The 14,849-nt window shown below is 62.1% G+C and carries 11 protein-coding genes and 2 riboswitches; of the genes, 4 read left to right on the top strand and 7 right to left on the bottom strand.

All coding sequences use genetic code 11. The features are described 5' to 3' along the window. Positions 1 to 28 precede the first annotated feature (28 nt). The 5 genes from LOY28_RS11290 to cobW all read right to left on the bottom strand — a co-directional run bounded on the left by LOY28_RS11290 (position 29) and on the right by cobW (position 8,588). Positions 29 to 1,675, bottom strand: coding sequence for a phospholipase D-like domain-containing protein (locus LOY28_RS11290; protein ID WP_018927652.1), 1,647 nt, complete (start codon positions 1,673 to 1,675; stop codon positions 29 to 31). An 82-nt stretch (positions 1,676 to 1,757) separates the two neighbouring features. Continuing rightward, positions 1,758 to 2,297 (bottom strand): VWA domain-containing protein, encoded by a 540-nt coding sequence (locus LOY28_RS11285; protein WP_309475741.1) that lies wholly within the window; start codon positions 2,295 to 2,297, stop codon positions 1,758 to 1,760. A 119-nt stretch (positions 2,298 to 2,416) separates the two neighbouring features. Beyond that, positions 2,417 to 3,424 carry an ATP-binding protein gene (locus LOY28_RS11280; protein WP_018927650.1) on the bottom strand — a complete coding sequence of 336 codons (1,008 nt, stop codon included), beginning with the start codon at positions 3,422 to 3,424 and terminating at the stop codon, positions 2,417 to 2,419. Positions 3,425 to 3,608: 184 nt separating this feature from the next. Then, positions 3,609 to 7,517, bottom strand: a complete 3,909-nt coding sequence (cobN, locus tag LOY28_RS11275) for a cobaltochelatase subunit CobN (protein ID WP_258613846.1) — start codon at positions 7,515 to 7,517, stop codon at positions 3,609 to 3,611. 3 nt (positions 7,518 to 7,520) lie between these two features. Further along, positions 7,521 to 8,588: a cobalamin biosynthesis protein CobW gene (gene cobW, locus LOY28_RS11270; RefSeq protein WP_309475740.1), complete on the bottom strand. Its 1,068-nt coding sequence runs from the start codon at positions 8,586 to 8,588 to the stop codon at positions 7,521 to 7,523. Positions 8,589 to 8,689: 101 nt separating this feature from the next. After that, positions 8,690 to 8,903: riboswitch (cobalamin riboswitch) on the bottom strand. Positions 8,904 to 9,021: 118 nt separating this feature from the next. Then, a riboswitch (cobalamin riboswitch) is annotated at positions 9,022 to 9,250 on the top strand. A 121-nt stretch (positions 9,251 to 9,371) separates the two neighbouring features. On the opposite strand from cobW, the gene LOY28_RS11265 reads away from it, so the two are divergent. The 4 genes from LOY28_RS11265 to cobM all read left to right on the top strand — a co-directional run bounded on the left by LOY28_RS11265 (position 9,372) and on the right by cobM (position 11,530). Continuing rightward, positions 9,372 to 9,575 carry a CbtB domain-containing protein gene (locus tag LOY28_RS11265; RefSeq protein ID WP_018927647.1) on the top strand — a complete coding sequence of 68 codons (204 nt, stop codon included), beginning with the start codon at positions 9,372 to 9,374 and terminating at the stop codon, positions 9,573 to 9,575. An 11-nt stretch (positions 9,576 to 9,586) separates the two neighbouring features. Then, positions 9,587 to 10,291: a CbtA family protein gene (locus LOY28_RS11260; RefSeq protein WP_258613844.1), complete on the top strand. Its 705-nt coding sequence runs from the start codon at positions 9,587 to 9,589 to the stop codon at positions 10,289 to 10,291. Then, positions 10,288 to 10,701 (top strand): cobalamin biosynthesis protein, encoded by a 414-nt coding sequence (locus LOY28_RS11255; protein ID WP_258613843.1) that lies wholly within the window; start codon positions 10,288 to 10,290, stop codon positions 10,699 to 10,701. The genes LOY28_RS11260 and LOY28_RS11255 overlap by 4 nt, the downstream gene beginning before the upstream one ends. Before the next feature lie 82 nt (positions 10,702 to 10,783). Continuing rightward, the gene (cobM, locus tag LOY28_RS11250) at positions 10,784 to 11,530 is read left to right on the top strand and encodes a precorrin-4 C(11)-methyltransferase (protein ID WP_096480601.1); all 747 of its coding nucleotides are present in this window, start codon (positions 10,784 to 10,786) and stop codon (positions 11,528 to 11,530) included. Between the two features lie 204 nt (positions 11,531 to 11,734). Here the strand turns inward: cobM and nfuA are convergent, their stop codons facing one another. Together nfuA and LOY28_RS11240 are read right to left on the bottom strand one after the other, a co-directional pair. Next, complete coding sequence (nfuA, locus tag LOY28_RS11245) at positions 11,735 to 12,319, bottom strand: Fe-S biogenesis protein NfuA (RefSeq protein WP_007946504.1); 585 nt, start codon at positions 12,317 to 12,319, stop codon at positions 11,735 to 11,737. Between the two features lie 106 nt (positions 12,320 to 12,425). Next, on the bottom strand, positions 12,426 to 14,711 hold the full coding sequence (locus LOY28_RS11240; RefSeq protein WP_018927644.1) for a fatty acid cis/trans isomerase: 2,286 nt from the start codon (positions 14,709 to 14,711) through the stop codon (positions 12,426 to 12,428). Between the last annotated feature and the right edge of the window lie 138 nt (positions 14,712 to 14,849).

Genomic DNA, 14,849 nt, shown 5'->3' with positions numbered 1-14,849 from the left:
CTGCTACAAAAAGTGCCCGCCGGTGTGTTTATCGTCCGGAAAAACGCAGCCGCGACAACATCCGCAGGTCGCCCTCGCGGTAATAGTCATCGGTCCAGCTGTCATCCGCCGCCAACGGCCGGACCTGCTTGAGTTGCAGTTTCTTTGCGAAGTAGCGGAACCGGTAATGTTCGTAGAAGCGCAGCAGTTCCAGCCCGTAACGATCGGCCAGGTCGGTGTCGCCACGGATGATCAGGTAGTTTTCGTCATTGCCGTTGCTGGCCGCGTCACTGAGGTTGTGGCTGCCGCTGATGATGGTCGGTGAATCGCTGGTGAAATCGACGACGATGGCTTTGGTGTGCACCAGCAGGTTGCCCTTCTGGCCTTTCATGTTTTCCTTGAGCCAGCCCTCCAGGCCGGTGTTGAGCAGCGCGGTGGCGGCGAATTCGGCGGTGCGGTCGGCATGGAAACCGGTGATGTTGCTGACCGTGTTTTGCAGGCCGTAACGCAAGATGTCGTCGTGGGGTTGGCCGAGCAGCGCGTTGAGTATTTTGTCCGGCAAGGTGAATGCGGTGACAAACAGCAGGTCTTTTTTGGCGGCGTTGATGATCTTGATGAACTCACTCAAGTCGCCCTCGCCCGAGCGCGGTGAAAAACCGGCGAACAGCGGCTGGTCAGGCTGCATCGGATTGTGTTCCGTGAGCCAGTCCCGCGTGGCGCCGACGTCCGTCGGTGTGGCCCAGACCTGCTCGAAGGTTTGCAGGTAAGTGGCGCCGATCCGAGCGTCGTCCAGCACATGCACGACGTTGGCCTGACGGTAGACGCCGTTGGCAGTGAAGTTGGTACTGCCGCAGAGTACCGCTTCGGGCTGATGCTGCCCCGCCGCATCGAGCCGGCTCAGGACCATGAACTTGTCGTGAAAGATATTGTGGGTGACTCGCCCGCGTTTGTTCGCCGCCGGGATTTTTTCCAGGCTGGCTTCGTTCAGCGCCGTGGTGTCTTCGCCAGGTTGGGCGTGGTACAGGACCCGAACCTTTACGCCACGCTCGAAGGCGGCGTTCACCGCATCGACGATCGCCTGCAACTGGTATTCATAGATCGCGATGTCCAGCGCCCACTGGCCATCCACGGCACGCTCGATAAACCCGAGCAAGCGTGCGAGCAGACCATTTTCCAGCCATTGGCGCGGCGCATCGGGCCACTCTTCGATGGGCAGTGTCTTGTTGACGCTGAGTAGCGCATCGAGGTCGGCGAATTTGCGCTGGAACGCCTGACTGGCAGCCACTGCCCGGTTGAATATCACGTTCTGCCCCTTGGGCAGGCCATCGTCCGTGGTGACCGTCACTTCCAGGCTTTCACCCAACTGTGGCGCATCGGCAGTGCCATAAGCCAGGTGAACCCGATAATGGATCGTCACACCCGGATTGACCGCGTAATCGGCCCAGCGAAATTTCTGCAAAGGCGCGGCATCGCTGGGGGTGGCGTGAAACTGAGGGAACGTATGATCCTTGCCGGGGAAGGTCAGGCTGTTGAACAGAAACAACCAGGGTTTGTCACCTTGCTGTTTTTCGATGGCAAACCCCAACAGGCCTTTGCGGCGGGGTTCGGCCAGGTCGATGGCCAGCAGCACACCGTTGGTGCCAGCGTAGGCTTTGACGCGGAAATCGTCCTGATCGTTGCGGGCTAGAACGCGCATGGGTCACTCCTGTGATGGGTTTGCTTACAGAGCATAGGGCAGCGATGCGATGGGGCCAGCACTGTCAGCACAAAATTCAACCTTAAATCAGCTCATCGATATGCCGATAATCAACCTGTAACTGAGCTGCCAACACCTTTGCCCGCCCGAGCCGAATCGGCCCGCGCTCGATGTCGATCAGCAACCCCGGACAATCCAGCTCCGGCAATGTCGACCATTCCTTCAACCGTCCATCCGTCACTAGCAACAGCCGCTGCTGTTCGGCCTGAAAACGCTTTTGCCGTGCCACCAGCCAGTGCCCCGCCTCGCCCAGCGCCGCCAGCATCGGCGTCCCGCCGCCGGCGCCCAATCCCTCGAGCCAATCGCGTAAGCCCGCAGAAGCTTTCAACCCCTGCACCTGCCACTTCGGCAAGTGACCGCTGGCGGTCAGCAAAGCCAGGCGTGCGCGCTGGCGATAGGCATCGTCGAACAGTTGCGCCAGCAAGCCCTTGGCATCGCTCAACGCCTGATGGCGCCGGGTCGAAGCCGAGGCATCGACGATCACCAGCCACAGTTCATGCGGGGTGCGGGTCCGCAGATGGAACAATAGGTCATCGCGTTGACGCGGTCGGCCATTGAGCAAGGTGCCGGGCCAGTTGACCGATCCGCTACGGGCGGCGTGACGCTTGCCCTGTTTACCGTGATCCAGCCGGCCTGCGCGGGGTCTGGCATTCGCCCCCGCGTCTGATCGAGGGCGAATGCCTAGGGCTTTTTTGGCCAGCTCGGCACTTCACGTCGAGCACCGACCGGCAGCGCCTGGGCGGGCATTTCGCCCCACTGGCCCTGACCTTCGTTCGGGTTGGTGGTTTGCGCAGGGGATTGCTGTGGCGCTTGGGAGTGTTGCGGCGCAGAGGTCGAATGCTCCCGACGACGATGACGCAAGGCAAATTCGGCGACCGCGTCGATATCCTCTTCGGCAATGGCGTTCGCACCGCGCCAGGCCGCATGTGCCCGCGCCGCGCGCAGCCAGACCAGATCGGCCCGCAAGCCATCGACGCCGGCAGAAAAGCAGCGCTCGGTGATCTGCGCCAGTGCGGCATCGTCGAGCGGGATACTCGCCAGGGCCGCACGCGCCTTCTGGCAACGCTCGCGCAGGGCGTGTTGCTGACTTTCCCACTCGGCGCAGAAGCCTTGCGGATCGCTGTCGAAATCCAGTCGACGACGGATGATCTGGCCGCGCTCGGCGGGTGCGGTATGGCCACTGAGGGCAACGTTCAGGCCAAAGCGGTCGAGCAGTTGCGGGCGCAGTTCGCCCTCTTCCGGGTTCATGGTGCCGATCAGCACAAACTTCGCCGAATGCCGATGGGAAATCCCGTCGCGCTCGATCAGGTTGGTGCCGCTGGCGGCCACATCGAGCAGCAGGTCCACGAGATGGTCGGGCAGCAAGTTCACTTCATCGACGTAGAGCACACCGCCGTCGGCCTTGGCCAATACACCCGGAGAAAACTGTGCGCGCCCTTCGCTCAAGGCCGCGTCGAGATCGAGGGTGCCGACCAGCCGTTCTTCGGTGGCGCCCAGGGGCAAGGTAACGAATTGACCGCTGGCCAGCAGGTCCGCCAGGCCTCGGGCCAGGGTCGACTTGGCCATGCCGCGCGGGCCTTCGATCAGCACGCCTCCGATTTTCGGATCGATGGCGGTCAGGTACAGGGCGAGCTTCAAGTCATCGGCGCCGACCACGGCGGAGAGCGGGAAATGGGGGGTGTCGGTCATGTTCAAATCTCGGTCATGGTCGGTGATTACTCTGTGGCGAGGGAGCTTGCTCCCGCTCGGCTGCGTAGCAGTCGTAAAACCTGAAAATGCGGTGTGCCTGACAGAGCCTGGTTTTTTGTTTTGGGGCTGCTGCGCAGCCCAACGGGAGCAAGCTCCCTCGCCACAAATTTCCTTTGCTCACCGGCTAACTGTCTTCTTCTATGTCCAGCAACAAATTCTCCAGCGCCTCGCGGTATTCACCCGGCTCCTGCCACATCCCCCGTTGCTGCGCTTCGAGCAGGCGCTCGGTCATGTCGCGCAAGGCGTGGGGATTGTGTTCGCGAACAAACTCCCGGGTCGCCGGATCAAGCAAATAGGCGTCCGCCAGCAACGCATACTGGTGATCGTCGATCAACTGCGTGGTGGCGTCGAACGCAAACAGGTTATCGACCGTCGCCGCCAGTTCGAACGCGCCTTTATAGCCATGACGCTTGATCCCGTCGATCCATTTCGGATTGGCCGCCCGGGAACGGATCACCCGGTTCAGCTCTTCCTTCAATGTACGGATCTTCGGCAAGTCCGGCTGACTGTGGTCGCCGTGATAACTCGCCGCCGCTGCACCGCTGAGGCTTTCGACGGCCGCCAGCATGCCGCCCTGGAACTGGTAATAGTCGTTGGAATCGAGCAAGTCGTGCTCGCGGTTGTCCTGATTTTGCAGCACGGCCTGCACCTGGCTCAGACGCTGGGCGAACTGCTCGCGTGCGGCGGTGCCTTCATCGGAGCCGCCGTAAGCGTAGCCGCCCCAGTTCAGGTAAACCTCGGCCAGGTCTTCGCGGCTCTGCCACAAACGACCGTCGATGGCACCTTGCACGCCGGCACCGTAAGCACCCGGTTTGGCCCCGAAGATCCGCCAGCCGGCCTGTCGCCTGGCCGCTTCTTCATCCAGACCGGACGTCAGCAGCGCTTCGCGCTCGGCACGAACCTTGGCTGCCAACGGGTTGAGATCGTCCGGCTCATCCAGCGCGGCGACCGCTTGCACGGCGGCGTCGAACAGCCGGATCAGGTTGGCAAAGGCATCGCGGAAGAATCCGGAGACGCGCAAGGTCACGTCCACCCGCGGCCGGTCCAGCAGGCTCAACGGCAGAATCTCGAAGTCGTCGACCCTCTGACTGCCCGTCGCCCACACCGGCCGCACACCCATCAAGGCCATGGCCTGGGCAATGTCATCGCCGCCGGTGCGCATGGTCGCGGTGCCCCAGACCGACAGGCCGAGCTGACGCAAGTGATCGCCGTGATCCTGCAAGTGCCGCTCAAGAATCAGGTTCGCGGATTGAAAACCGATGCGCCACGCCGTGGTGGTCGGCAGGTTGCGCACGTCCACCGAATAGAAATTGCGCCCGGTGGGCAACACGTCCAGCCGTCCACGGCTGGGCGCACCACTCGGCCCGGCCGGGACGAATCGCCCGCTGAGGGCGTCCAGCAGGCCGCGCATTTCCGCCGGGCCGCAGGCGTCCAGGCGCGGGGCGACGACCTCGCGCAAACTGTCGATGATCGCGCTCACTTCGGAACAATCTGCCTCCTGTGGGAGCGGGTCTAGGTGATGAGGGGCCTTGTGGCGAGGGGGCTTGCCCCCGTTGGGTCGCGAAGCGGCCCCAAAAAATGGGACTGCTACGCAGTCCAACGGGAGCAAGCTCCCTCGCCACAAAGGCTCGCTCCCACACGGGCCAGGCTCGGCATTCAACGTCTGCGAGATTAGTTGCGCGGCGAACAGTTCCAGACGCTCACGGGTGTCCCCCGCCGTGCGCCACAGCTCATCACTGACCGCCTGCAAGGCATCCGGCCGAGGACCGTTCCAGGGCTCGGCCAACACGCAATCCAGTGGATCGAAGCCCAATTCGAACGCCTTGGCCAGCGCCCGCAGCACGCTCGATTGCGCGCCACGACCGTCACCGCGAGGAATGCGCAGCAAGGCCAATAAAGTGTCGATGCGCAATCGCCCGGTCGGCGACTCGCCAAACACGTGCAGGCCATCGCGGATCTGCGATTCCTTCAAGTCACACAGGTAAGTGTCCAGGCGCGGCAACCAGATCGCCGCGTCGGCATCGCTGTCGAGCTTCTCGTCCAGTTGCAGTTCGCGATCAATGTGCGTGTCGCGCACCAGTTGCAGAATGTCGCGTTGCAGTTCCCGGGCGCGGCGCGGATCGAGCAACTGCGCTTCGTAATATTCGTCAGCCAACAACTCAAGGTTGCGCAGCGGGCCGTAGGTTTCGGCGCGGGTCAGCGGTGGCATCAGGTGATCGATGATCACCGCTTGCGTACGGCGCTTGGCCTGGGCACCCTCGCCCGGGTCGTTGACGATGAACGGATAGATGTTCGGCAGCGGTCCGAGCAGCGCGTCGGGCCAGCAGTTTTCAGATAACCCGACGCCCTTGCCCGGCAGCCATTCGAGGTTACCGTGCTTGCCGACATGGATCACGCCGTGGGCGCCGTAGGTGTTGCGCAACCAGAAGTAGAACGCCAGATAACCGTGGGGCGGCACCAGGTCCGGGTCGTGATAGACCGCGCTCGGGTCAACCTGATACCCCCGGGCCGGTTGAATGCCGACGAAAGTCAGGCCGAAGCGCAACCCGGCAATCATCATTCGCCCGCCACGGAACATCGGATCGCTTTCGGGCGTGCCCCAACGTTGCAGCACCGCCTCGCGATTGGCTTCGGGCAGTGCGTTGAACATCAAAAAGTAATCATCCAGCGCCAGGCTTTGCTGGCACGGACGTTGATCGATAGTGTCCAGATCATTGCTGACACCACCAAGCAGTTGCTGGATCAGCGCGGTGCCGCTGTCCGGCAACTCGGCCGGCAACGGATAACCTTCGGCGTACAGGGCACGCAGGATGTTCAGCGCCGCGGCCGGGGTGTCGAGACCGACGCCATTACCGATGCGTCCATCGCGAGTCGGGTAGTTGGCGAGGATCAGGGCGATGCGTTTTTCGCTGTTGGGCAGCCGCGCCAGATCGATCCAGCGCCGCGCCAGTTCAGCGACAAAATCCATGCGTTCCGGTTGTGGTCGATAGCAAACCACATCGGACTGACTGCGCTCGCTGCGCCACGCCAGATCCTTGAAGCTGATCGGCCGACTGATGATTCGCCCGTCCAGCTCCGGCAGCGCGATGTGCATCGCCAAGTCACGGGGACCGAGGCCTTGCTCGCTGGCACGCCAACCGGGCTCGTTGTCCTGGGCGCAGATCGCCTGAATCACCGGGATGTTGCGACGAAACGGCCGCAGATGCGGTGCCTCAGGGCTGGACTGGGCGAAACCGGTGGTGTTCAGAATCACCCCCGCCTCGACTTCATCCAGCCAGTCCTCGACCACCGCCAGGCAGCCTGGCTCTTTCAGACTGGCCAGCGCAATCGGCAACGGGTTGAGCCCTGCCGCCTGCAAACGCTGGCAGAAAATATCGATGAAACCGGTGTTCGCCGCCTGCAAGTGCGAGCGGTAAAACAGCACCGCCGCCACCGGCTGATCGGCCTGCCAATCGGCTTGCCAATCCTGAAGGTGCGCGGGGCTTTTTTGCGGGTGGTAGATCGCGGTGCGTGGCAGGGTTTGCGGCTCGGACCATGGATAATCACGACCCAGCCAACGACTGGCAAGGCAGCGAAACAGGTCGAGCGCATTGGCCATGCCGCCCTGACGCAGGAAGTGCCAGAGCCGGTCGCGGTCTTCGGGGGCCACGGTGCTCAGATCGCTGAGTTCCGGGTCCGGGCGATCGTCACCCGGCACCAGAATCAACTGCACACCGCGCTGGGACAATTCCACCAGACGCTCGATGCCGTAACGCCAATAGGCGATGCCGCCGTGCAGCGAGATCAGAATCACCTTGGCGTGGCGCAGCACTTCGTCGACATAAAGATCGACCGAGGCGTGATTCTGCACCTGCATCGGGTTGGCCAGGCGCAGGCTCGGGTAATCGTCGGGCAGCTGCTGCGCCGCCTCGGCGAGCAACGCCAGACTGGAATCGCCGCTGCACAGGATCACCAGCTCGGCGGGGGTTTGTCCAAGGTCGGCAATGTTGTCATCCGACACGAAACCGCCGGGCTGGGTCCTGAGCAGGTGCATGGGTTAAACGCTGAGCGCAGCGCGCAATTGCGCTTCGAGTTGAACGGCGTCCAGCGCCTGACCGATCAACACCAGACGGGTGGTGCGCGCTTCGCCGGCGCCCCACTGACGGTCAAAGTGCTTGTCGAAACGCGTGCCCACGCCCTGAATCAGCAGGCGCATCGGCTTGTTCGGCACCGCCGCGAAACCCTTGACCCGCAGAATACCGTGCTGCACCACCAGTTGCGTCAGCGCGTCCATCAGCAGGCTTTCGTCGGCTTGTGGCAGCTCGATCGAGATGGAGTCGAACGCGTCATGGTCGTGATCGTGGTCGTCTTCACCTTCATGGTGATGATCGTGATGGCTGTGACGGCTGTCGATGTGTTCTTCGGAACCGGCACCGAGGCCGATCAGCACGTCCAGTGGCAAGCGACCGCTGCTGGCTTCGATGACTTTCACCGCCGGTGGCAGCTCTTCGGCGACTTCCAGGCGCACGCGGGCCAGGTCTGCGGCGCTGATCAGGTCGGCCTTGTTGAGAATCACCAGGTCGGCGCTGGCCAGTTGGTCGGCGAACAGTTCGTGCAGCGGCGATTCGTGGTCCAGGTTCGGGTCGAGTTTGCGCTGGGCGTCCACTTGATCCGGGAATGCAGCGAAAGTGCCGGCAGCGACGGCCGGGCTGTCGACCACGGTGATCACCGCGTCAACGGTGCAGGCGCTGCGGATTTCCGGCCACTGGAAGGCTTGAACCAAAGGCTTTGGCAGGGCCAGGCCCGAGGTTTCGATGAGGATGTGGTCGAGGTCGCCGCGGCGAGCAACCAACTCGCGCATCACCGGGAAGAATTCTTCCTGAACGGTGCAGCACAGGCAGCCGTTGGCCAACTCGTAGACGCGGCCGCTGGCCTCTTCTTCGGTGCAGCCGATTGAGCACTGCTTGAGGATCTCGCCGTCGATGCCCAGCTCGCCGAACTCGTTGACGATCACCGCGATGCGACGGCCCTGGGCGTTGTCGAGCATGTGCCGCAGCAAGGTGGTTTTGCCCGAACCGAGGAAGCCGGTAACGATGGTGACGGGGAGTTTGGCCAGTGTTTTCATCGGATGCCCTTTGGCAAGGTGGCGGGCATACGGGACGACAACCGGCAACGCGGGCGCGCGTGCCTGAAGAGTTCGCCACCGGATCACCCCGCCCGGTTGAAAGTGAGAATCTGTGTCGAGGCAGGTCTCCTGGCTGACGGTGCGCCGGGCGTTGGCCCGGCATTCGCTGCGCCTTCCCGCGAACCCGTTGCACAGGGTTTGCAGTGGCGTGGCAGCGAACATCACCGTTCACAGTTGCGGGGGCAGCCGCGGCATCGACCGCGTTCCCTTCTTAGCTTCGACAGACGCCGAAGAACCTCGAAAGCGCAAGGCTACGCATCGTGTGGGGGCGGGTCAATCACTGCGCACGCCACCCGCACTTACAAAGAGCCAATCATTTTGGTATCCAAGTGAGAACCCCTGCCAATTGACTCCCCGCCCTCGCCCATGCTCTCCTACACGCCTTGTTACGGGTGCCCTTCACAGGGTGAAACGGGAAACCGGTGAATCATGTGCTTTACTCTAAAGCCATGTCAGTCCGGTGCTGCCCCCGCAACGGTAAGCGAGTGAAGCGTCAGATCCACTGTGCCGGTCATATGGCATGGGAAGGTGATGCTTGCAGGTCCAGGCGCAAGCCCAGCCCCTCGCGAGCCCGGAGACCGGCCCGCAACACAAAGTGACTTTTACGTTCACTGAATAACAAACCCGCGGTGGGCGGGCGCTGTTCGAAATCTCTGCGAGCCCTTGGCGTGCGGAGATTTTCATGCGCTCTATTCACCCGCTGACAGACCAGAGGGAAGCGCCATGACGATCATCAGCAGCACCGCCAGCAACACCGACAAGAGCATCGCCAGCACCACCACGACCCTGACTCAACGCCTGACCGCCGCCGTGTGTGCGTCGATCCTTGGCGCCAGCCTTGTGTATTTCGCCGGTTTCTCGCACATCGAAGCGGTGCACAACGCCGCGCACGATACCCGTCACAGCTCTGCCTTTCCGTGCCATTGAGACCTGCTGAGATGATCAAGCGTATTGCGCAAACCGCAGGTTTCACCGGGCTGCTGGCCGCCCTGCTATTGACCCTGCTGCAAAGCTTCTGGGTCTCCCCGCTGATTTTGCAGGCCGAGACCTACGAAAAATCCGAGCCGACTGCTGTTGAAATCCACGAGCACGCCGCGGGCGCAGTCGCTCATACCCACGATGCCGAAGCCTGGGAACCGGAAGACGGCTGGCAGCGCGTGCTGTCTACTACCGGCGGCAACCTGGTGGTAGCCGTCGGTTTCGCCCTGATGCTCGCCGGTCTTTACACCCTGCGCGCACCGACCAAAACCTCTCAGGGCCTGCTCTGGGGCCTGGCCGGTTATGCGACGTTCGTACTGGCTCCGACTCTCGGCCTGCCGCCTGAGCTGCCGGGCACTGCCGCGGCTGATCTGGCGCAACGGCAAATCTGGTGGATCGGCACTGCCGCGTCCACGGCCGTCGGCATCGCGTTGATCGTGTTCAGCCGTCACTGGCTGATGAAAGCTCTCGGCGTGGCGATCCTGGCCGTGCCGCATGTGATTGGCGCACCACAACCGGAAGTCCATTCGATGCTGGCGCCGGAAGCCCTGGAAGCGCAATTCAAAATCGCTTCGCAGTTGACCAACGTGGCGTTCTGGCTGGCCCTGGGCCTGATCAGCGCCTGGTTGTTCCGCCGCAAAAGCGATGGCCATTACAGCGCATGACTGAAAACGGCACAGTGCCGACCCTGGTGGTCGGCCTGGGCTGCCAGCGCGGCTGCCCCGTCAGCACGCTGCGGGCGCTGCTCGATCAGGCGCTACAGGCCCATCAAATCGAGCTTCGTGAGATCAAGGCCCTGGCCAGCATCGACCTGAAGCGCGAAGAGCCTGGTCTGATCGAACTGGCCGAACAGCTGGCATTGCCGCTGATGTACTTCAGCAGCGAACAATTGGCGACCTATCAAGCACAACTGAGCCACCACTCGGACATCGCGTTTGAACGCACCGGTTGCTACGGCGTGGCGGAAAGCGCTGCGTTGGCCCTGGCCGAACAATTGGCCCAGGCACCGGCAAAGTTGCTGATTCCACGACAAAAATACGCCCAGGCCACCTTGGCATTGGCCAGCGCCGCGTAAAATCCCCGATAATCCCCGCCTTCGATCATGAGCATTCTTCATCTGAAGCATGCCCAGCACCTATTTCTGACAGGAAACGACGATGACCGTCTACTTCATTGGCGCCGGCCCCGGCGACCCGGAACTGATCACCGTCAAAGGCCAGCGGCTGATTCGTAGCTGCCCGGTCATCATCTATGCCGGCTCCCTGGTCCCCGCCGCCGTGCTGGAAGGCCACCGGGCCGAACAGGTGGTCAACAGCGCCGAACTGCACCTGGAACAGATCGTCGAGCTGATCAAGACCGCCCACGCCAACGGCCAGGACGTGGCCCGGGTGCATTCCGGCGACCCGAGCCTGTACGGCGCGATCGGCGAGCAGATTCGCTACTTGCGTGAACTCGACATCCCTTTCGAAATCATTCCCGGCGTCACCGCCACCGCCGCCTGCGCGGCCCTTTTGGGTGCCGAACTGACCCTGCCGGACGTGTCACAGAGCGTGATTCTGACCCGTTACGCCGACAAGACCGCCATGCCCGCTGGCGAAGAACTGGGCAGCCTGGCGCAACACGGGGCGACCATGGCGATCCACCTGGGGGTCAATCATCTAGAGAAGATCCTTGCCGAATTGCTACCGCACTACGGCGCCGACTGCCCGATCGCGGTGATCCACCGGGCGACCTGGCCGGATCAGGATTGGGTGGTGGGAACGCTGGCGGATATTGCCGGGAAGGTTGAAGCCAAGGGCTTTCGCCGGACGGCGCTGATTCTGGTGGGTCGAGTGCTGGGCAGCGATCACTTCAGTGAATCGTCGCTGTATCGCGCGGGGCATGCGCACCTATACAGACCCTGAAGCACTTGTGGCGAGGGAGCTTGCTCCCGCTGGACCGCGCAGCGGCCCCAAAATCAGCCAACGCATTCATCACGGGAAAATGCATCGGCTGGATTGCGACTGCTTCGCAGTCGAGCGGGAGCAAGCTCCCTCGCCACAGGTTATCGATCATCCATAAAAAAACGGTGCTCACGGGCACCGTTTTTTATGTTTGCAGCGAACACCTTAGTAGTAGGCGTTTTCTTTCTGCGTATGGTCAGTCACGTCACGTACACCCTTCAGCTCGGGAATACGCTCGAGCAAGGTGCGCTCGATGCCTTCCTTCAGGGTGACGTCTGCCTGGCCGCAGCCCTGGCAACCGCCGCCGAACTTCAGCACGGCGATGCCGTCTTCGACCACATCGATCAGGCTGACCTGACCGCCGTGGCTGGCCAGCCCCGGGTTGATCTCGGTTTGCAGGTAGTAGTTGATGCGCTCGTTGACCGGGCTGTCGGCGTTGACCATCGGGACTTTGGCGTTTGGCGCCTTGATGGTCAGTTGGCCGCCCATGCGGTCGGTGGCGTAGTCGACTACCGCATCGTCCAGAAACGCTTCGCTGAACGAGTCGATATAGGCGGTGAAGCTTTTGAGCCCCAGCGCTGTATCTTCAGGTTTTTCTTCGCCCGGCTTGCAGTAGGCAATGCAGGTTTCGGCGTACTGGGTGCCAGGCTGGGTGATAAAGACGCGGATGCCGATACCCGGGGTGTTCTGCTTGGAGAGCAGATCGGCCAGGTAATCATGGGCGGCGTCGGTAATGGTAATAGCGGTCATGGAAACTCCTCGCAGGCTTGGACGCAGTTTACGCCAATCGACGCGCCGCACAAAGTCCTAGTATTTTTGTCGGGAACTGTGGCTCCCACACCGGGTTGCAGGCATTTCAGAGATTCTCGTAGCGATTCATGTCCAGCACGCCCTCTTCCACTGGGTCGGTGTCGTGGATGTACCGGCTCAGATCATGGAAATACTGCCAGAATTGCGGATGACTGCGACGAATGCCCCAGCGTTCGACGATTTTTTCGAAACTCGCGGCGTCTTTGGCATTTTCCATCTCGTCGACAAACGCCGGCACCTGCCCGGCCGGAATGTTGAACATGAAGTTCGGGTAGCTGCTCAGAACACCCGGATAGATCGTCAACGTGTCGAGCCCCGGCTGATAACGCAGCGACTCCCCGAGCAGGAACGCCACGTTGCTGTGGGCGCGGTTACGCAGCAGGCTGTAGACCTCACGCTTGCCGCTTGAGGTCTCGATGCGCAACATCGTGGCCTCCGGCAACTGATCGATGACTTTCAAACCGGCGGCCGGGCGCGACGTCAGGCGGCTCAAGGCTTGCTCGGCGTTCTGCAACGCCGGATCAATGTTCGGCCGCGAGCAGTAAGCGCCGTCGCAGCGGTTGATCGGATCGGGCCTGGCATTAAGTTCGCCGTAACGGGACAGCAGCTGCAAGGCGAAATCGCGTTTCGGGTCGTTTTCGTCCAGCGTCAACGCCGTCGGCTTGTCGTTATCGATGTCCTCGTAATCCAGCCACATCTTGAACTTGCCGCTGTTCTGGTACCAATCGTCGAGATAGCCGTCCCGTGAGCTGGCCGGCATCAGGCGCAGGAAGTTCTGCTCGGCGCCGTTGCGGATCAGGTCGAAGTACAGCCGGGTCTGGGCCTGATGGGACACGTTACCGAACACATCGAAGTTGACCGCCAACTGGTAATACGTGCGTTCCAGCAACGGGTAATCGAACAGCCACATCGTCTGCGGCACATCGCCGATCAGGCCCTTGGTCACCGAGGCGCTGTCGAAATGCCGGAAGATACTCAGCAACGCATTGTCATTACCGGCCCACAGGGTCGACCAGCTCGGCGCTGGCAAGTCGGCATAGCTGTCCCGGCGCAGGGCCTCATATTCGTTGCGTTTGTTGCGGTAGTCGTGCCACAGGCTCAGGACACTGCCGACGTCATCGTTCTGCCCCGGCATCGCCAGCAACGGCGTAGCCTTGCCGCGATATTTCGGGTCGGTGATGTAAAGGTCATGTTCCGGGGCCTGGAACAGTGCCCAGAAGTTGTCGCGAATCACGTCGGTGGCGATCTGGCCCCGGCAGACCGGGCCGCGAATAAAGGTACGCACGAAGTATTCGGCGTTATCGAGCATGAACTGGTAACGCGCCTGGGCCGGGATCGCTTCGAACGTGGCAAACGGATTGGCCCGCCGCTCCGGCCCGTAGCCCGGTAACGCGTTGACCTGCCAGTTACCGTTGTAAAACAGGCTCTTGATCCGCGCCATCTTCGCCGCGCTCAGCGGGTAGGTGATGTGGGTCTTGTGCACGATCACGCCTTGCACCGGCCACAGACGGTAATAGACCTGAGTGCCCGGATCATCATTCGGACGGCGGGTGTTGATCAGGTCGATGGGCTGCCCCGTCGGCGTGCGCGAACGTACCCACTGAAAGAAATGCCCCGGTTCGCCGTCCTTGAAATAGATATGGGCCAAGAACCAGTGCTCGAACAGCCAGCGCCCGACCAGGCTCTCCCGGGCGCCCGGCGCATTCAGCAGGTTTTCCCACTGCACCACTTCCAAGGCTTCCCTGGCGCTGGGCACCAGGCCCTGCTGATCGATCGGCGCGCCGGAAGCCAGCCAGCGCTGCAGCGTCTGGTATTGCTGATCGGTAAGACCGGTGACCGCTAGCGGCATGCCCTCCTTCGGATGAGAGCTGGCGTAACCGTCGAACTCCGCCGGCATGGCGCACAGCGTTTCCCGGTTCAGGCCCAGGACGATCTCTTCCGGCAATTTGGCGTTGGGTTGTAACGGCGTTCTATGGCCTAGTTCAAGCATCCGCGCCATCAGTGCCGCCTGGCTGCCTTGGGCGTCGAGCACTGAATAGAAGCCCTTTTGCTGCCAGGCACGCTTGCCGAAGGCGTCATAAAACAACCGGGTCGGCGCGGCGGCCTTGCTCCGTTCGCCGTCATAGACCGGCGCCTTCGTCGCACCTCGGGACGCCCCTTCGCCACTGCCCAGGTTGAGCTGACAGGCGGAGTCGTAGCAGGCATGGCAGGCCACGCACTTTTCGGTGAAGATCGGTTGAATGTCGCGAACGTAGGAAATGTCCGGACCTTGCGCAGCGGCGCCCCCGCTTAAAAACAGCATCAATAGGCTGGTGACGACGCGATACGACATATCCCTGGTCCTGATCATGAGAAAACGCCGCGATTCTACCGGTCCGACCCGCGCACCAACATGAACGATATTCATGCAAAACCGGCATATGCTCCAAAAGCACACAGGTTTGTTATTATCCCGGCCCTTCGTCATGGC

Source organism: Pseudomonas sp. B21-017, assembly GCF_024749245.1.
Classification (GTDB): Bacteria; Pseudomonadota; Gammaproteobacteria; order Pseudomonadales; family Pseudomonadaceae; genus Aquipseudomonas.
Note: the sequence above shows the minus strand (reverse complement) of the source record. Positions and strands in the feature narration are given on the sequence as shown.